This window comes from Telluria sp. B2 (assembly GCF_051789535.1).
Lineage (GTDB): Bacteria > Pseudomonadota > Gammaproteobacteria > Burkholderiales > Burkholderiaceae_D > Telluria.
In genome coordinates this window covers 5,238,426-5,256,071 of sequence record NZ_CP196525.1, presented here as the reverse complement: position 1 = coordinate 5,256,071, position 17,646 = coordinate 5,238,426, and the positions used below count along the sequence as shown (strand labels likewise).

At 66.3% G+C, this 17,646-nt stretch carries 12 protein-coding genes; 2 read left to right on the top strand and 10 right to left on the bottom strand.

Annotated elements, in window-relative coordinates; translation table 11 throughout:
- Window positions 1-9: 9 nt before the first annotated feature.
- Both ACSUZJ_RS23240 and ACSUZJ_RS23235 read right to left on the bottom strand, forming a co-directional pair.
- Complete coding sequence (locus tag ACSUZJ_RS23240; RefSeq protein ID WP_499412002.1) at window positions 10-1,869, bottom strand: ABC transporter ATP-binding protein/permease; 1,860 nt, start codon at window positions 1,867-1,869, stop codon at window positions 10-12.
- Window positions 1,870-2,270: 401 nt separating this feature from the next.
- Window positions 2,271-4,727: a TonB-dependent receptor plug domain-containing protein gene (locus ACSUZJ_RS23235; protein WP_499412001.1), complete on the bottom strand. Its 2,457-nt coding sequence runs from the start codon at window positions 4,725-4,727 to the stop codon at window positions 2,271-2,273.
- A gap of 203 nt (window positions 4,728-4,930) precedes the next feature.
- Here ACSUZJ_RS23235 and ACSUZJ_RS23230 point away from each other — a divergent pair, with 203 nt between their 5' ends.
- Window positions 4,931-6,136, top strand: a complete 1,206-nt coding sequence (locus ACSUZJ_RS23230) for a M48 family metalloprotease (protein ID WP_499411999.1) — start codon at window positions 4,931-4,933, stop codon at window positions 6,134-6,136.
- Window positions 6,137-6,325: 189 nt separating this feature from the next.
- Here the strand turns inward: ACSUZJ_RS23230 and ACSUZJ_RS23225 are convergent, their stop codons facing one another.
- From ACSUZJ_RS23225 to ACSUZJ_RS23190, 8 genes are all read right to left on the bottom strand, one after another.
- Complete coding sequence (locus ACSUZJ_RS23225; RefSeq protein ID WP_499411998.1) at window positions 6,326-7,105, bottom strand: spermine/spermidine synthase domain-containing protein; 780 nt, start codon at window positions 7,103-7,105, stop codon at window positions 6,326-6,328.
- 55 nt (window positions 7,106-7,160) lie between these two features.
- Window positions 7,161-8,480: a sensor histidine kinase gene (locus tag ACSUZJ_RS23220; protein WP_499411996.1), complete on the bottom strand. Its 1,320-nt coding sequence runs from the start codon at window positions 8,478-8,480 to the stop codon at window positions 7,161-7,163.
- Between the two features lie 85 nt (window positions 8,481-8,565).
- Window positions 8,566-9,903 carry a sigma-54-dependent transcriptional regulator gene (locus ACSUZJ_RS23215; RefSeq protein WP_499411995.1) on the bottom strand — a complete coding sequence of 446 codons (1,338 nt, stop codon included), beginning with the start codon at window positions 9,901-9,903 and terminating at the stop codon, window positions 8,566-8,568.
- Between the two features lie 43 nt (window positions 9,904-9,946).
- Window positions 9,947-11,179 (bottom strand): ABC transporter permease, encoded by a 1,233-nt coding sequence (locus tag ACSUZJ_RS23210; RefSeq protein ID WP_499411994.1) that lies wholly within the window; start codon window positions 11,177-11,179, stop codon window positions 9,947-9,949.
- 19 nt (window positions 11,180-11,198) lie between these two features.
- Window positions 11,199-12,509 (bottom strand): ABC transporter permease, encoded by a 1,311-nt coding sequence (locus ACSUZJ_RS23205; protein ID WP_499411992.1) that lies wholly within the window; start codon window positions 12,507-12,509, stop codon window positions 11,199-11,201.
- Window positions 12,510-12,519: 10 nt separating this feature from the next.
- Window positions 12,520-13,248, bottom strand: a complete 729-nt coding sequence (locus ACSUZJ_RS23200; RefSeq protein ID WP_499411991.1) for an ABC transporter ATP-binding protein — start codon at window positions 13,246-13,248, stop codon at window positions 12,520-12,522.
- 30 nt (window positions 13,249-13,278) lie between these two features.
- Window positions 13,279-14,544: an efflux RND transporter periplasmic adaptor subunit gene (locus ACSUZJ_RS23195; protein WP_499411990.1), complete on the bottom strand. Its 1,266-nt coding sequence runs from the start codon at window positions 14,542-14,544 to the stop codon at window positions 13,279-13,281.
- Window positions 14,545-14,923: 379 nt separating this feature from the next.
- Entirely contained in the window at window positions 14,924-16,780 is a 1,857-nt protein-coding gene (locus ACSUZJ_RS23190) for a phosphoethanolamine transferase (protein WP_499411989.1), read from the bottom strand.
- A gap of 384 nt (window positions 16,781-17,164) precedes the next feature.
- On the opposite strand from ACSUZJ_RS23190, the gene rpsL reads away from it, so the two are divergent.
- Window positions 17,165-17,548, top strand: a complete 384-nt coding sequence (gene rpsL / locus ACSUZJ_RS23185; RefSeq protein ID WP_091877422.1) for a 30S ribosomal protein S12 — start codon at window positions 17,165-17,167, stop codon at window positions 17,546-17,548.
- Window positions 17,549-17,646: the final 98 nt, after the last annotated feature.

Genomic DNA, 17,646 nt, shown 5'->3' with positions numbered 1-17,646 from the left:
GATCGGCAGCTAGCCTGCAGCCGCCATCGCAGGCGGTGGCGCCACCAACTGCAGGCTGGCAGCGCCACCGCGCAATGGTGCCGCCGTCTCATCGAACTGATAAGCACTCGCATCGTGCATTTCCCATCCTCCGTCACCCATGAGGTGCAGCACATGGGTATGGTGCCGCAGCACGGCCGGCCGGTGGGCAATGCTGATCAGGGTGGTGCCGTTCGCGCGCAGGCGTGCATAGAGCGAGGCTTCGTTGCCGCTGTCGAGTGCGCTGGTCGCTTCGTCCAGGATGACGATGCCCGGCTCGTGCACCAGCACGCGGGCGAAAGCCAGGCGCTGCTGTTCGCCGATCGACAGCAGCTTTTCCCAGTCGTGCACGGCGTCCAGGCCGCCCATGCGCTCTGCCAGGCGCGGCAGGTGCACCTCCTCCAGGATGGCCAGTAGCTGGGCGTCGCTCAGGCGCGAGTGTGCGCTGGGATAGATGAGCTGGCTGCGCAGCGTGCCCGACTGCAGATAAGGCTGCTGCGGCAGGAAAAAGATGCTCTCCAGGGGCGGATGATGGATCACGCCGCTGCCGGTATTCCATAAACCCGCGATCGCGCGCAACAGCGAACTTTTGCCGCAGCCGCTTTCGCCGGTAATGAGCAGTGCGTCGCCCGGCTTCAGGAGCAGGTTCAGGCCCCTGATGAGCACCCGTTCCGATTGCGGTGGATGCAGGGTCAGGGATTCCAGCGCAAACTGTGCGCCCGGACGCATCTGGATGCGCGGCTGGGTGTCGTCGGCAACCTGCCCTCGCGCGTCGGGCAACATCAGCCTGGACAAGGCCTGCAAGCGGTCGATGCCCGCCACGAAGCGGCTCAGGCTCTCGAAGTTATCGACAATCAGGCCCACGGCGGCCAGCACGGCGGTGAACGCGCCGGCCGCCTGCACGGCCCGGCCTACCTCCAGCTCGCCCGACAGGACGCCCTGGGCCAGGATCACGAAGGGCAGCACCAGGGTGAGCTGGCTGAAGGAGCGCTGAAAGAGGTTGAGCGAACACTGCTTGCGGATCAGCTGGGTGAAATTCTGGATGACCTGGTCGAACTTGCTGTCGATGTGCGCACGTTCCTGGGCTTCGCCGCGGTAGAAGGCAATCGATTCGGCATTTTCGCGCAGGCGCATCAGGCTGAAGCGAAAGTCCGCTTCACGCCGCAGCTGGCGGAAGTTCAGCTGGATCAGCGGGTTGCCGTAGATGTAGAGGGCAACCACGGTGCCCGCCAGCGCGTACACCGCCAGTACGCCGACCAGCACCCGCGAAATCGACCACAGCACGGTGCTGAACGCCACCAGCTGCATGATCGAGCCCAGGAAGATCAGCAGGAAATGAATGGATCGTCCGGTGAAGGTGTTGATGTCCTCGCTGATGCGCTGGTCGGGATTGTCGATCCCGCTGTCGGCATGCAAGGCATAGTACTTGCGGCCTGTCAGGTAGCCGTCGAGGAAACGGCCGGTGAGCCAGCGCCGCCACTGGTTGGCGAAGCGGTCGCGCATGTAGTAATAGAAGGCGTAGACCGGTACCGCGAAGGCCAGGACGAGCAGGCAGGCGCGTACCGATGTCCAGAAGCGGTCGCCGTTCCTGGCCGCCAGCGCCGAGGTCATCTCGCCGGTCTGGTTGTTCAGCATGACCGCCAGTTTGGTCTCCACCAGCATCAGCGCGATCAGCAGCAGGAGCAGGGTCCATGCCGCCCTTTTTTCCTCTCCCAGCCAATACGGTTTTGCCACATTGACGAATTGTCGCCAGGCGGCGAGCGACAGTGGCGCTGCCCGGCGGCCCTTGCCTTGTGGCGCAGGAATGTCCCCGGCCGCGGGGCCGGCGGTGGCGGAGATAGGCGTCTTCATGTTCGTTCGATTCGGTGATCGCCTGGGTTCCAGTGCACGGGCGCGAGCGATGTCGATGATCCCGAAGAATGAGCAGGAAAGCGTGCCGGAAGGCGTTCCGGAGCGCTGCATGCCTTCGCTCGTGCCGTCGTTCCATGGCCGGGCACATCGTGTTGCCCGAGCCGTACACTCAGCATACGACTGGGCATGGAGCTGTTCCGTGCGAAAACAGACATAGCGCTCATTGCCCTTTTTGAACAGTACGGTGCAGAGACAGGCTATGTCCTTCGAAAGGAGCAGCGGCAGGAGGGAAAGGAAGGAAAGAGCGGTGGACAGTGTCACGAACGGGCCAGGGAAGGTCCGGACCAGGAGGCCGGATCTGTCCCCGGTAGAGACGGCAGCGTCAGCGCTGACTGCCCCTCTCAGAACGCATATTCCGCCCGCGCATACATGGTCCGTCCATTGATCCCGAACGGGCAGGTCTCCCAGCAATGCGTAAATCCCATCTGCGGGAAGGGCGCCGCGCGCTGCGGATCCCAGCGCGTCGGATAGGTGTCGAACAGGTTGTTCACGCCAGCTGAAATACTCAAGGCCTTGCTGAGCGAGTAGCGCCCCGACAGGTCGGCCAGCCACTTCGCATCCCAGGTCTGCACGTAGGGCGCCGTGAAGCCCTGGCCCTGCACCTGGCCGTAGTAGTTGGCGCGCACATTGGCGTTCCAGGCGCCGCGCGTGAAGTCCGCCGCCACCACGTGGTGCTGGCGCGGCTGGCCGCGCTCGATCAGCGTTACCTGGGCGTCGTCGAACAGTTGCTCGCCGCTCAGGACCGCCGACTGCGAATGGCGCGCCTTCACCTTCGTGCGGTTGAAACCCAGCTGGCCCGAGAGCACCAGCGTGCCGCCAACAAGGCCGCGCGTGGTGTGCTCGGCCACGACGTCCAGGCCGCGCGTCTCGGTGTCGATGGCGTTGGTGAAGAACTGGGCCTGGCCGACGCGCAGCGGCGTGAGGATGGCGCGGATCGGGCAGGCTGCCGGCGTCGTGCAGGCGCCGCTCTCGGGCGAGATCGTGCTCGAGAAGACGATGCGGTCATCGATGTCGGTGCGGTAGACGTCGGCCGTGATGCTGAAGTTGGCGGCCGGACGCAGCACGATGCCGGCGCTGGCGCTGCGCGAACTTTCTTCCTTTAGCGGGGCGATGCCGAAGGCGCGCGTGACGGCGCTGCCTTCACGTGCGGTGAGCGTTTCAGTGAGCACGCCGGCGCTGTTCAGGTTCGTCGATACCGAGCTGTAGAACTTCTGCTGCACCGAAGGCGCGCGAAAGCCCGTCGAGGCGCTGGCGCGGAAGGCCAGTGCACGGCTCGGGTCGTAACGCGCGATCAGCTTGCCGGTAGTAGTGCTGCCGAAATCGGAATAGCGCTCGCGCCGCAGGGCCGAGCCGAGCGTGAGCTGCTCGCTCCACTTGTGTTCGGCGTCGATGTAGAAGGCGGTGTTGTGGCGGCCGTCGTAGACCTGGGTCGCCGGCGTGTAGCCGGGGAATCCCTGGATGCCGGCCTGGGCGATGCCGCCGTGCTGGTCGCGGATGCGCAGCGCGGGGTTGTTTGTGCGGCCGTACTGGTATGAGACCGGTTCGCCCGCTTCGATGCGGTAGCTGTCGCGCCGGTACTCGAAGCCTGCGCCGATGAAGATCGGCTGGCCGGCGAAATGCACGGTGCCCTTGAAGTCGAGGTTGAAGGTCGACTGGTGGAAGCCCAGCGTGCCGGTGTAGGCCTCGCGCGGCGATTCGCCGTAGGTACTGCAGGCGCAGCGGTTCTCGTACCAGTAGCTGACGTTGATCGAATTACGTTCGTTGAACACGAGCTCGCTGCGGCCGTGGTTGAAGCTGGCGTCATATTTCCAGTTGTTGCCGAGGTCACCGCGGTAACCGATGGCCAGCGAGGCGTCGCGCACTTCGGTGAGGATTTCGGGCAGGAAGCCGTTCGGATATACCTCGGGCACGTTGCGCGCATCCTCGCGCGGGCGGAAGAAGCCGGCCGCTTCGCCGGTGCGTTTCGAGGCGCCGCCGAACATGTACAACTCGCCGCCACCGAGCGGCAGCGCGGCATTGGTCCACAGGTAGGCATCTTTCGCCCGGCTATCGCCGATGCGCTGGGTGACGCGTGCCGGCGTCACGCGCAGGGTGTCCAGGCCGGCGCGATTGGTTTCGCCACGGCGCCGCGCCTCGGCCGCGAGCGAGAGGTAGCCGCCGTCCGAGCCCAGCGCGAAGCCGTGGTAAGCGCTGGCGCCGACCGTGTCGCCATCGCCTTCGGAAGTCGTGCCGGCGCTGGCGCTGACCAGCCCCTTGCCGGCGCCTTCCTTGAGCACGATGTTGATCACGCCGGCGATCGCGTCCGACCCGTACTGGGCGGCGGCGCCATCGCGCAGCACTTCGATGTGGTGGATGGCCGATATCGGGATCGCGTTGATGTCGGTGCCGGCCGAGCCGCGCCCGACGGTCTGCTGCACGTTCACCAGCGCCTGCTGGTGACGGCGCTTGCCGTTGACCAGCGCCAGCAGCTGGTCCGGGCCCAGGCCGCGCAGCGTCGCCGGACGGATGATGTCGGTGCCGTCGCTGATGAAGGTGGTGCTGAAGTTGAACGAGGGATCGAGTTCCTGCAGCGCCTTGCCCAGCTCCAGCGTGCCGGTCGAGGCCAGGTCCTTGGCGCCCACCAGTCCCACCGGGACCGAGGTGTCGAGGGCCGAGCGGGCGGCGCCGCGCGAGCCGACCACGACCACGGTTTGCGGCGCGTCCTGGTCGCTCGCCGCGGCCGTTTGCGCCTGCGCATGGGGAAAGGCAACGAGCAGGGCCGTGGCTAGCAGGGTAAGGTGCAGCTTGTCGTGAGTCATCGGATTCCTCGTTGAAGATCATTGACTGAGAAATCTTGCTCGCGGTAACTCTACTGAACTTGACTTATGACAACACTGGCCGGAGAACTGTTTACATTGTGTCGAGCCGGCAACACCTAGCTGAGCTGACGGTATATTTCCTTTTGACAATAATGTAGATTTGCTTGGTTGTAATTACAAACAAACAATTGAAAGGTCGGGAAATGGATTTGGTGTACAAGAACGAGAAGACACTCTTCGTGCTGATGCTGGTGCTCTCGCTCATCGTCTGGGCCGCACTGGTGCTGGGCATGGGTTGGGGCGTGCTGAGCTATGCGCTGATGTTCTTCCTGTTCTACTGTTTCGCGCAGTCGGCGCTGATTTCCTATATCAAGGGCACGGGCGTACGCATCACTGCCGAGCAGTTCCCCGATCTCGACCGCCAGATCCTGGCCTGCTGCGCCAAGCTGGGCCTGGAGCGTGAGCCGGAGGCCTACCTGCTGCAGATGGGCGGCTCGCTCAATGCCTTCGCCACCCGCTTCCTCGGCCGCGACTTCCTGGTGCTGTACTCGGACGTGGTCGACGGCCTGCACGACAACCCGGACGCGCTGAACTTCTACATCGGCCACGAGATCGGCCACATCAAGCGCAAGCACCTGAGCTGGGCGACCGTGCTTTTGCCGGCCTCGATTTTGCCGCTGGTCGGCGCCGCCTATTCGCGCGCCCGCGAGTACACCTGCGACCGCCACGGCCTGGCGGCCTGCGAACAGCCGATCAACGCCGAATTCGGCATGGCGGCGCTGGCGGCCGGTGACAAGCGCTGGCGCACCATGAACAAGAGCGCCTTCATCGCGCAGTCGCGCGAGACCGAAGGCTTCTGGATGTCCTTCCACGAGTTGGTCGGCGACTATCCCTGGCTGGTCAAGCGCATGGCCGCGGTACGCGCCCTGGCGGCCGGCCAGGAAGTGCAGCAGCCGCGCCGCCACTGGCTGGCCGCGCTGATGGCCCTGTTCGTGCCGCGCATGGGCGCGGGCGGCGCCGGCGGCGTCGTGGTGCTGGCGGTGGTGGCCGGTATCGTGGCGGCGGTCGGCATCCCGGCTTACCAGGCCTACCAGCAGAAGGCGGTGGTCGCCAGCGCCTATGCGGCCGGTCAGAGCGCCAGCGCCAAGGTAGAAGCCTACCTGGTCGAGCACGGCAGCATCCCGACCCTGGCCCAGGCCGGTGTGCAGGCCAGCGCCGGCGGCCCGGCCGTGCGGGAACTGGAAATCGATCCGAAGAACGCGACCCTGCGCGTGCTGACCAGCATCGAGACGAAAGAGGGCGCCGGCGTGCTGGTGTTCGAGCCATCGATGGACGAGGACAAGAACATCTCCTGGGCCTGCGGCGCCGAAGGGATCCTGCCGGACGCCCTGCCGGAAGACTGCCGTTAATCTTCACAGAAGCCGGGGTCAGGTCTGACATCGAGAAGCCGGGGTCAGGTCTGACATCGAGACACGAGCTCGACAGAGAAGCCGGGGTCAGGTCTGACATCGAGACACGAGCTCGACAGGAGTCAAGCCAATATGGCAGAGTTCGTGTCCGAATGTCAGACCTGACCCCGGCTGTTTTGACCCTGCGGCTTACTCCTGGTGGTCGCGCATCCACTCCTTGAGACCGTTGACCCAGTCCTTGGCCGGCAGGTTGTAGCGTCGCTTGATCTCGCTGGCGCGCTCGTAGAGCAGGGAGAAGTCGATCTGCGGCGCGTTCTTGAAGGCGATGACGACGATGTTCGCGTCGTGCACCTCGGGCAGCCAGACCACGGCGTCGAACACCTCGCGCATCGTGTCCAGGTTCTTGTCGTAGCTGGAGATATCGCCGAAGACATTGGTCGTCATGATGCCGTCCGGCGCGAGGCAGTCGAAGCAGCCTTGATAAAACTCCGGCGTGTCGAGCACCGGCCCGCGCGCTTCCTCGTCGTACAGATCGACCTGCAGCGCGTCGACCTTTCCATGGTTACCGGGGTCGAGCACGAAGTCGAGCGCGTTCATCTCGCGCACCTGCAGGCGCTCGTCGTTCGGCGGCAGTTCGAACAGGGCGCGGCAGATTGCGATCACGTTCGGATTCAGCTCGGCCGCCGTCACCTTCGCCTCGGGAAAGCGCCGGTAGCAGAACTTGGTGAGCGCCGCGCTGCCCAGGCCGAGCTGCACGATGTGCCTGGGCGCGTCGAGGAAGAGCAGCCAGGCCATCATCATCTGCACATAGGTCAGTTCGATCGCGTCCGGGCGCGTCAGGCGCATCGCACCCTGTTCCCAGGAGGTGCCTAGGTGCAGCGAGCGCACGCCGTCGAATTCGGTGATGGTGGCGGGAGGATGGCCCGGCTGGGCGAAACGGGGATCGAAGGGAGGCGGTTTCCTGGACATGGCGGATCGGACGGTGATGAAGGCCGATCTTACCAGAGCGCTGGGCGCGGCCGCGTCAGCCAGCCGGCAGCAGCATCGTCACCGCCAGCCCGCCGCCGTCGCGGTTGGCCAGCAGCACTCGACCGCCATGCGCCTCGGCGATCTCGCGCACCAGCGCCAGGCCCAGGCCGGTGCCGCTGCGCTTGGTCGAATAGAAGGGCACCAGGGCATTGGTGAGCACCGCTTCGCTCATGCCGCTCCCGCGGTCCAGCACCTCGATGCGCAGCATGTCCTGGACGCGCCGCACCTGCAGTTCGACGTCTTCCGGCCGCGATCCCGATTCGTGCGCGTTCTTGAGCAGGTTGAGCAGGGCCTGCTCCATCTGCGCGGTGTCGAACTGCGCAGCCTCCTCGGGCAGTTCGCCGGCCACGCGGAAATCGGCCTGCGTCGCCAGGCGCGCCACCAGGGCCGGCCAGGGACAAGGCTGCAGGCGCGGTGTCGGCAGCTTGGCAAAGCGCGCGTAGCCGAGGATGAAGCTTTCCAGGTGGCGGGTGCGCTCGCCGATGGTTTCCAGGATCTGCGGCAGGCGCTCGGTCTGGCCGCGCCGCACCAGCGCCGCGCCGGAGTGGGCCAGCGAGGCGAGCGGCGCCAGCGAGTTGTTCAGCTCATGGCTGATCACACGGATCACCTTCTTCCAGGTGCGCACTTCCTGGCGCCGCAGCTCGGCCGTCAGGTGACGCAGCAGCAGCAGTTCGTGGCGCCGGCCGTTCAGGCTGAAGTGGCTGCGCGCCAGGTGGTAGACCTCCTCTTCTTCGCCTTCGCCGGCGGTGAACAGGCCGTCGCCGCCGCGCGCCAGCGCTTCCTTGAGCGCGGGCGAGGCGTCGGCCAGCAGCTCGTCGAGACGGTGGCCTTCGAGCTTGCGTCCCTCGGCCAGCAGCTGGCGCGCGGCCAGGTTGGCGTAGACGACCAGCGCCCCGCGCTGCGGCGCCTCGGCCAGCAGCAGCATCGCCACCGGCGTGTTCTGCACCATCGTGTCGAGCAGCAGTTCGCGCTGCACCAGGTCGCGGCGCTGCTCGCGCAGCACCTCGCCGAGCGCGTTGTGGGAGGCAACCAGGTCGGCCAGCTCGTCGTTCTGCGGCCAGTGCAGGCTGAAGGAAAAGTCGCCGTCGCGGTAGCTCGTCACCGTCCCCTCCAGGGCGCGGAACAGGGAGAGGATGGGCTGCACCTGCGAGCGCACGGTAATGATGGCGATCGGGACCACGCAGGCCAGGCACAGCACGAAGACCAGGCCGGGGCGGCCGGGGAAGACATGGTCGAGCGTGAGCGCGATCAGGATGCCGACCGCGAGCAGGGTGCCGACCAGGGCGGAGAAGCGGGTGACGAGGGAGAGGCGCATGGTGTGTGTTCGAAGCGCGGAAGGAGCGGGCATGCGAATGCCAGTTGAACGCGTGGGCGGGGAACCCGCCCACCCTACGGGCTGATTACCGGTCGATGCCGAGGCGATCCATGCGCCGGTACAGCGCCTGGCGCGACAGGCCCAGTTCGGCGGCGGCTTGCGACACGACGCCGCCGGCGCGCGCCAGCGCCGCCGCGATGGCCTCGCGGTCGGGTTCGGCGTCGAGCGCCGGCGCCTGCGCGACGGCGGCAGCCGGCAGGCCGAGGTCGGCCACGCGGATCAGGTCGCCCTGGGCCAGCAGGTTGGCGCGCGCCATCACGTTCTTCAGTTCGCGCACGTTGCCGGGCCAGGCGTGGGCCAGCAGCGCGCTCTCGGCGCCGCGGTCCAGGCGCTTGCCCGGCGCCAGGAAGCTGGCCGCCAGCGGCAGGATGTCGCCGGGACGCGCCGCCAGCGCGGGCAGGCGCAGCTCGATCACGTTCAGGCGGTAGAACAGGTCCTCGCGGAAGCTCCCCTGGCGGATCATCGCCGCCAGGTCGGCATTCGTGGCGCTGATCACGCGCACCTTGACCTGGCGCTCGCGGTTCGAGCCGAGCCGCTCGAAGCGTCCGGTCTCGAGCACGCGCAGCAGCTTCATCTGCCCGGCCAGCGGCAGGTTGCCGATCTCGTCGAGGAACAGGGTGCCGCCGTCGGCCGCCTCGAACTTGCCCTCGCGCGCTTTCGATGCGCCGGTGTAGGCGCCGGCGTCGGCGCCGAACAGTTCGGCCTCGATCAGTTCGGATGGCAGGGCGCCGCAGTTCAGCACCACGAAGGGGCCGTCCTTCACCTGCGAGTTGGCCTGGATGATCTCGGCGATGCGCTCCTTGCCGGTGCCGTTCGGACCCGTGATCAGGACCGGCACGTCGGCGCGCGCCACCTGGCAGGCCAGCTGCAGCACGCGCTCGGTGGCCGGATCGGCCCACACCAGGCCGCGCAGGTCGTACTGGTTTTCCAGCTCGCGCCGCTCGCGTCGTTCGCGCCCGACGCGCTGCAGGAGCGCGCGGTTGGCCTGGCCCAGCTCGATCAGGTTGGTCACGGTCGCCAGCAGGCGCTCGTCGTTCCAGGGCTTGGGCAGGTAGTCGGCGGCGCCGGCCTTCACCAGCTCGACCGCCGCGTCGAGGTGGGTCCAGGCGGTGAGCAGGATCACCGGCAGGTCCGGATAGAGCGTGCGGATGCGGCGGAACAGGGCCACGCCTTCTTCGCCCGAGGTGGTCTCGAGCGTGAAGTTCATGTCCTGGATCACCAGGTCGACCTGTTCGCGCGCCAGGACCGCCAGGCCCTCCTCGGGAGAAACCGCGTGCAGCGCCGCGATGTCGTGCAGCGAAAACAGCACGTCCAGCGCGACGCCGACGGCGGCGTTGTCGTCAATGATGAGTACGGTAGGCATGGGCGCTAGCATAGCATTGCTGCATTGTTAAGTGAGAGTGCCCTCAGGTGCTGCGGGTTGCCAGCGCGGGCGAAATGCTGGCCGCGCGCCAGGCCGGGCCATACACCGCCAGTACGCCGAGCGCCCACAGCAGGATCGCGCCGCTGACCAGGTATTCGAGCGGCAGGCGCGCCATCTCCAGCCTGCTCACCAGGAGCTGGTTCAGGCCCACCCCGAGCAGCACGCCGCCAAACACGCCGGCGCTGGTGATGAGGAAGTTCTCGGTCAGGAAGTAGCGCAGGATGTCGACCCGGCGCGCGCCCAGTGCCCGGCGCACGCCGATCTGCTTGCGGCGCTGCGTGACCCACAGGCTGGCCATGCCGACGATGCCGCTGGCGGTGATCAACAGCAGCAGCACGCTGACCGTCACCAGCATCCACGACAGCGCCATGTCGGCGCGGTAGCGCGACTTGCGCACGTCCTCGATGGTGAAGGTCTGCAGGATCACCGGCGTGGCGGAGGACTTGCGCAGGGCCGCCTCGGCTTCGCGGATCACGCGGTCGCGCTGTCCCGGCTCGGTGCGGACGGTGAAGTTGGCGGACTGGTTGCTGCCGTACAGGCGCACCGGTGCGATGCTCGAGAGTTCGCCTCTTTCGCTCACCTCGGCGCCATGGCTTTGCAGGCGCTCGACCACGCCGACCACGCGCACCTCGATGGCGCCTTCGCCGGTGCCGAAGTACATGGTCCTGCCGACCGCGCTCTGGCCCGGCCACAGTTTCTCTGCCAGGGCCTTGGCCAGGATCACCACGCGCGGCACCTCGTTCTTGTTCATGTCGATATCCTGGGATTCGCCGGGCAGGAAATCGCGTCCTTCGACGATCTTCAGGCCCCAGGTCTTGACCAGGGAATCGGGCGAGAAGTAGAAGGAGGAGGGCGACGACTCGTCGGTCTGCTTGCGGTCGAGCGCGACGCTGTTGTTCCAGCCCGACTGCGACATCGGCATCTGGTTGATCTGGGCCACGGCAGCGACGCCCGGCACCGCGCGCAGCAGCTCGGCTTCGCGCTTCATCGCTGCCAGCTGCTGCTCGGGACTGTCGCTCGACAGGTGGCTGACGCTGATCGTGAACACCGACATTTCCTCGGCGATGCCGCTGGGGCGGGCCGCGGCGGCGCGGCGTTCGCTGACGATGTGCAGGGCGTTGGCCAGGATCGCCAGGCTGAGCGCGACCTGCAGCGCGACCAGGATGGCGCCGGTCTTGTTGCGCAGGAGCGCGGAGAGGATGGGACGGATTTCCATGATGGGTCTCGTTTGTTCGTTATTGCGACTTGAGTTGGATCGCCGGCGTCACCTGGCAGGCGCGCCAGGTCGGGAACAGCCCCGCCAGCACCGCGGCCAGCACCGACAGCACGAAGGTGAACGCCAGCATCGTCAGGTCCATGCGCGCGACCGCGGCGGCTTCCCGGTTCTGCATGCCGATCAGGGCCAGGGCGCCAAAGGCCAGCAGCAGGCCGAGCAGGCCGCCGGCCAGGCCGACTACCGCGCTCTCGGTCAGGAACTGGCGGAAGATGTCGCGCCGCGAGGCGCCCAGGGCGCGGCGGATGCCCACTTCGCTGGCGCGCACCGAGAACTTCGCCAGCAGCAGCCCGATGGTGTTGACCAGGCACAGGGCCAGGAAACCGAAGGCCAGCCAGGCCGACAGCTTGTTGTCCTTGCCGACCACCTTCATGTGTTCCATCCACTGGTTGACGTCGTACAGCTCGGCCGGCGAGCCGCGCCGCATGCGGCCCAGCTTGCGCTGCTCGGCGGCGTAGCTGTTCAGGTAGTCCTGCAGCGCGCCGCGCTCGGCGCTGGAGGCGGTCTCGAACCAGAACTGGAGCCAGGTGCATTCCGAGCGCATGACGCCCTGGAAGCCCGGTTCCGGACGCGAACTGCAGCTCATGCCGCCATTGCGCGAGGCTTCGAGGCGGATGGCGGTTGCCAGCGGAATGAAGATCTCTTCGCGCACGCCGAAGTAGTCGCTGCCGACCAGCCTGTAGTAGTGCGGCTGCGGCTCCCAGTCGTCGGCCACGCCGACAATGGTGAAAGGCAGGCCCATCACGTTCAGGCGCTGGCCGACCGGGCTGGCTTCGCCGAACAGCTTTTCCGCCACCTTGCGGCCGAGCACGGCGACATTGGCGCCGCGTTCGTCGTCGGCCGCGCTCCAGGGTTGGCCGTGCAGGAAGGGGACCTCGAACATGGTGAAGAAGTCGCGGGTCGGCGCGATGCCGGGCGCGGTGAAGGCGCCGATGTCCTTGCGCAGCGGTTCGACCGAAGGGGCGATGCCGTACAGCGCGGTGCGGCGCACGCCCTGCCTGCTGTTCAGGAGGTTCATCGCATCGGTGTAGGTGACCTGCTGCTCGTCCGACGGCGTGCCGGGCACATAGCCCTCGGCCGGCTGGACGTCGAAGATCGGCACGAACAGCCGGTCGCTCTTGTGCGGAATCGGGTCGCCCGACATCATGTGCACAATCGTCAGCGTCGAGACGCTGGCGGCCACGCCGACAGCCAGCGTGAGCACCATCAGGCTTGTCAGCGCCGGGTTGCGGCGCAGGCTGCGCAGGCCGAGCTTGAAGTAGTAAGCGAACATGGCGTGCTCCTCAGACCGCAGCCGGCGTCGAAGTCGAAGCGGCGTGGCCGGCGGCCAGCGTCGGCCCCTTGCGCACCAGGTCCGATACCTGGCCATCGATGATGTGGACGTTGCGGTGGGTGCGCACGGCCAGCTCCGGATCGTGGGTGACCATCAGGATGGTGGTACCGGCGGCGTTGATCTCTTCCAGCAGTTCCATCACGCCGCGCGCCATTTGCGTGTCGAGGTTGCCGGTCGGTTCGTCGGCCAGCAGCAGCTTGGGCGAGCCGGCCAGCGCGCGGGCGATCGCCACGCGCTGCTGCTGGCCGCCCGACAGCTCGGCTGGGAAGTGCTTCATGCGCGACGCCAGGCCGACTTTCGCCAGCGCATCCTCGATGCGTTCCTTGCGCTCGGTCTTGTTGAAGCCGCGGTAGCGCAGCGGCACGTCGACGTTGTCGAACAGGTTCAGATCCGGGATCAGGTTGAAACCCTGGAAGATGAAACCGAGCTTCTCGTTGCGCAGGCGGCTTCTGGCATTGTCGTCCACGCCCTTCACGTTCACGCCGTCGAGGATGTACTCGCCGCTGGTGAATTCTTCCAGCAGGCCGGCGATGTTCAGGAAGCTGGTCTTGCCCGAGCCGGAAGGGCCGGTGACGGTGACGAATTCACCCTGGTTGACCTGGATCTCGAAACCGCGCAGTGCGTGGGTCTCGATCATGTGGGTGCGGTACACCTTGGAGAGCTTGGTCATGCGCAGCATGGGATGTCCTTTCAGGTTGGATGCGTGTTATCAGTTGATCGAAACGCTTGCGGCGTTCTCGAAGGCGTCGGTGCCGGCGACGACGATCCTGTCGCCGGGCTTCAGGCCGGACAGGATCTCGACCGCGGAAACGCTGGTCGCGCCGAGCTGGACCGGGGTGCGGATCGCCAGGCCGTCGCGCACCACGTAGACGAAGCGTCCGCCTTCGCTCTCGACGAAGGGACCGCGCGGCACCATCAGCACGTTCGGCTTTTCCTCGATCAGCAGGCGTGCGGTAACGCGCTGGCTCTGGCGCAGGCCCTTGGGCTGTTCGCCATCGAAGCGCACCCGCGCCAGCACCTGGTTCTTCACCACTTCGGGCGAGAGCGCGGTCAGCTTGCCGGCAGCCGTGCCGGCGGGCAGGGTGATCTCGGCGTTCATCCCCAGGCCCAGGTCGGACACATAGGTTTCCGGCACCTCGAGTTCGACCTCCAGGCGCGACAGGTCGACCAGGGTCATCAGGGGCGCATTGGCGGCCACCACCATGCGGTTCTGGACGTTGAGCGTGCCGATGAAGCCGTCCACCGGGGCGCGCACGGTCAGCTCGTCGACGCGGCGCTGGGCGTTGGCCATGGCCAGGCGCGCGCGTTCGAGCTCGTTGGTCTTGGTGCGGATGGCCAGCGCCACGTCGTCGCCTTCCAGGTTCGCGGCCTCGGAAGCGTGGCGGGCGCGAATCTGGGCCGAGTTCAGCGCATCCTTCGCCTTCTGGTAGTCGATCTTGGCGATAATGCCGATCTGCCCCACGCTGTCGTAGCGCTCCAGCGTGCGCTGGGCGGACAGGCGCTCGATCTCGGCGGTCTCCGCTTCGCGCTGGGCCAGCAGTTTCTGCTTGCGCGACAGGATCTGCTGGCGCGCCACCTCGGCCTTCAGTTGTTCGTAGGTCGACTGTTCGCGCTTGAGGGCATCCGACAGGTCGGGCGACTCGAGCACGGCGAGCACGTCGCCCTTTTTCACGGTGTCGCCGGCGGCCACCTTCAGGTTGACGATCGCCGGCGCGGTGGAAAACAGGGTCGGGCTGACGGCGGCGACCACGCGGCCGTTGACCGAGGCGTCGCGCACCAGGGTGCCGCGGGTGACTTCGGCGATGCGCAGGCGGCTGGCGCTGACCGAGCGCTCGCTGGCGCTCCAGTTCGAGAGCAGGAAGATGGCCAGCGCGGCCAGCGCCAGGGCGCCGCCCAGCAGCAGCGCGCGGCGCTTGAGCTTGTGCGTCGGCGGCGGGGTGAGCAGGGCGTCTTGCAGGGATGTATCGCGAATCATGGCGTGTCCGGTAACGACGGTGATGCTGTCGTTATTGCACGAACCATGCCAGCGCTTAAGTCATTGATAACAAAGGAGGCGAGCGGTCGGCGGACGTGTCCGGGGTGTCCGGACGGGAGAGGGCGTACGTACGCGGACACAGCCGGGTACGCAGGGTGTGCGGACGTTAGTGGGGCTGTTGCCTGTGCCGTTAATGGTGTTTTGAATCCGCGTGGGCACGGGTGCCCACCCTACGGTCACCGCCAACAGCGAGATCATACGAAACCCGGATACGCAGCGTATCCCGTAGGGTGGGCACCCGTGCCCACGCGGATCATGCGGACCACGAACGGCACAGGCAACAGACCCACAAGGCTTGCACATCCGGTCCAAGGGCCAATCACCTGCGCGGCAGCGGCGTCCCCTTGTCGATCACTTCGCGGCAGTCGCCCTTGATGCGCGCGTTGTCGTAGTCGGTCCAGCCGTAGCTGTCGACGTAGCGCTTGTGGCGCTTCAGCCGCTCGCTGGCGATGCTGCGCTCGAGACGCTCGTCGGGATAGCGGATGTCGCCCAGGTCGACCAGGGTGTGGAACACGTTCTCGGTCGACAGGCGCGCCTTGCGGTGGCGCCTGACCTGCTCCACCTTGCCGGGGAAGCGCTCGGCATACAGGTCCGAGTACCAGACAAAGGCCGGCACGTGGAATTCGTACTGCGTGTTGTGGCCATGGAAGGCCAGGTTGCAGGATTTGTCGTAGAGGGTCTGGCCATGGTCGGCGACGTACATCAGCGCGGCCGCCTGGTCGGGCGACTTCAGCTTGCCGATCACCTGGGCCAGGAACCAGTCGGTGTAGAGGATGGCGTTGTCGTAGCTGTTGCTCAGCTGCGGCTCGATCGCGTCGTCGGTCACGACCGGCTTGTCGACGCCGCGCAGCGAGGGCGTCCATTTGTCGAAGCTGGCGGGATAGCGGTGCGCATAGTTCCAGTGGCTGCCGAGCGTATGCAGCACGATCAGCTTTTTGGGCGCGGGGTCGAGCAGGGCCCGCTCGAACGAAGGGAACAGCACCTCGTCCAGGTTCGAATTGTTAGTAAAGCCGCCCAGGTTCAGGAATTCGACCTGGTCGGCCTCCTTGGCGAACACCGATACCGGCGTGTCGAACTTGCCGAACGAGATCTGGTTCGACAGCCAGAAGGTTTTATAGCCGGCCTCCTTGAACGCGGTCAGGAAGGATTTCTCGCTGAAGCCGTCCTTCAGGCTCTGCATCGCGGGCTTGCGCGAGATGATGACCGGCACCGACAGGCGCGTCGCCGACACCGAGGTGATCAGGTCCTGCAGCGGCACCAGGTTCGTTTCCTGTTCCAGCAGCGGATTGGTCTGGCGTGCGTAACCATTGATGCTCCAGCGGTCGTAGCGCGCCGATTCGCCCAGCACCATCACGATCACGTCCGGCGTCTTCTCCGCATCGCCCTGGCGCGCATCGAAACGGAAGGCCGCGCTGCGCCGGTTCAGTTCGGAGAGGTAGACCCGTTCTTTATAGAAGTCGACGCTGCGCGCGGCCAGGCCGAAGGGCCAGGAGCGGGCGAAGGCATCGAGCTCGACGGGCAGTTGCGCCCAGCGCGGCAGGGGCGGCGGCGTCCAGCCGGATGCGGATGCGGCCGGCGCCGCGTTCGCAGGCGCCTGCATGGATGCGGCCTTGCCGGCGGCGACCAGGTGCACCCGGCCGCCGGCCGGCGCCGTGCGCGCGCTCGAGGCAGGCTTCGGCCCGACGCCATACAGCTTCCCATAGGCGAACACGCCGGCGGCCAGCGCCAGTACCGCCAGCACGACCGGGCGCGAGCGGTCCCCCCAGTCGAGGTCGCGGGTCGCGAGCGCGGCGCGCCAGCTGCTGGCCCACCAGGCAAGTACGCCCACCAGCACGGCCGCCAGCAGCCAAACCTTGCTGCCCATGAATTCCAGCGCTTCGCTGGGGCTGGTCTCGGCGATGATGCCCAGGTGGTGGGTCGAGATGCCCTGGCCGTAATACATATAGAGCCAGGCTTCGGTCGGCAGGGCCAGGAAGGCCGGCAGCAGCAGCGGGTGGAACCAGGCAGGACGCTTGAACAGGGCCCAGGCGGCGATCCAGGCGATGACTTCCACGCCGAGCAGCTCGGCCGGACGCGCTACCGGCAGGCCCAGCAGCAGCGGGAAGAAGGGCAGCGCCGACAGCACCAGGTAAGTCAGCACGAGGTAGAGGTTGGCGGGACGCAGCAGGAAGCGCATGGACAGAACGGCAGGGGAAAGTCGGCTATTATCCGATCTTTATCACAGGAAAAGCTATTCCTGTCCCGCGGGTGCGCTGCCGTGCGCAGGGCGGCAGGCAGGGCTTGTGTCAGGACTGCCACACATCGCCCCGTTTACCCGTCCTTCCGGTCCACGGGGGTGCGCGCGGGCAGCAAATCGGTTGACCGCACTTTGCGACGGGTCTATACTCGCGAGTTCTCGAATTTATTCTGCACATCGTATACGCATTCGCTGCCGCTCATCCGCTGAGTGGCTTTCGTCGCCTCCGCTGTCAGTCTTGAGTCGGGACTAGGTTTCAGTCCCCGGGCCGCGCTGTATCTGGTCCGGGTCATCAACGGTAGTAACTTTGTTGGATTAAGAACGATGCCAACCATCAATCAACTGATTCGCAAGCCGCGCGTTGCTGCGGTTGTGAAGAGCAAGTCGCCGGCACTTGAAAACTGCCCGCAAAAGCGCGGTGTGTGCACCCGTGTGTACACCACCACGCCGAAGAAGCCGAACTCGGCACTGCGTAAAGTCGCCAAAGTGCGTCTGACCAACGGTTTCGAAGTCATTTCGTACATCGGCGGTGAAGGCCACAACCTGCAGGAACACTCGGTCGTGCTGCTGCGCGGCGGTCGTGTGAAAGACTTGCCGGGTGTGCGTTACCACATGGTCCGCGGTGCACTGGATACCCAGGGCGTGAAAGACCGTAAGCAAGCTCGCTCGAAGTACGGCGCGAAGCGTGCGAAGGCTGCGAAGAAGTAATTTTCTTCGTAACTAACCGCGGTCCTCGTCACATCGAGGTCACATTAAAAAGTTAAGTTGAGCCGGCCGGAAGGCCGAGTAAGTGAAAGATCATGAGG

Bases quoted from the DNA above. Each gene is read 5' to 3' on its own strand.
- ACSUZJ_RS23240 (WP_499412002.1), bottom strand. From the start codon at position 1,869: ATGAAGACGCCTATCTCCGCCACCGCCGGCCCCGCGGCCGGGGACATT.
- ACSUZJ_RS23235 (WP_499412001.1), bottom strand. From the start codon at position 4,727: ATGACTCACGACAAGCTGCACCTTACCCTGCTAGCCACGGCCCTGCTC.
- ACSUZJ_RS23230 (WP_499411999.1), top strand. From the start codon at position 4,931: ATGGATTTGGTGTACAAGAACGAGAAGACACTCTTCGTGCTGATGCTG.
- ACSUZJ_RS23225 (WP_499411998.1), bottom strand. From the start codon at position 7,105: ATGTCCAGGAAACCGCCTCCCTTCGATCCCCGTTTCGCCCAGCCGGGC.
- ACSUZJ_RS23220 (WP_499411996.1), bottom strand. From the start codon at position 8,480: ATGCGCCTCTCCCTCGTCACCCGCTTCTCCGCCCTGGTCGGCACCCTG.
- ACSUZJ_RS23215 (WP_499411995.1), bottom strand. From the start codon at position 9,903: ATGCCTACCGTACTCATCATTGACGACAACGCCGCCGTCGGCGTCGCG.
- ACSUZJ_RS23210 (WP_499411994.1), bottom strand. From the start codon at position 11,179: ATGGAAATCCGTCCCATCCTCTCCGCGCTCCTGCGCAACAAGACCGGC.
- ACSUZJ_RS23205 (WP_499411992.1), bottom strand. From the start codon at position 12,509: ATGTTCGCTTACTACTTCAAGCTCGGCCTGCGCAGCCTGCGCCGCAAC.
- ACSUZJ_RS23200 (WP_499411991.1), bottom strand. From the start codon at position 13,248: ATGCTGCGCATGACCAAGCTCTCCAAGGTGTACCGCACCCACATGATC.
- ACSUZJ_RS23195 (WP_499411990.1), bottom strand. From the start codon at position 14,544: ATGATTCGCGATACATCCCTGCAAGACGCCCTGCTCACCCCGCCGCCG.
- ACSUZJ_RS23190 (WP_499411989.1), bottom strand. From the start codon at position 16,780: ATGCGCTTCCTGCTGCGTCCCGCCAACCTCTACCTCGTGCTGACTTAC.
- rpsL (WP_091877422.1), top strand. From the start codon at position 17,165: ATGCCAACCATCAATCAACTGATTCGCAAGCCGCGCGTTGCTGCGGTT.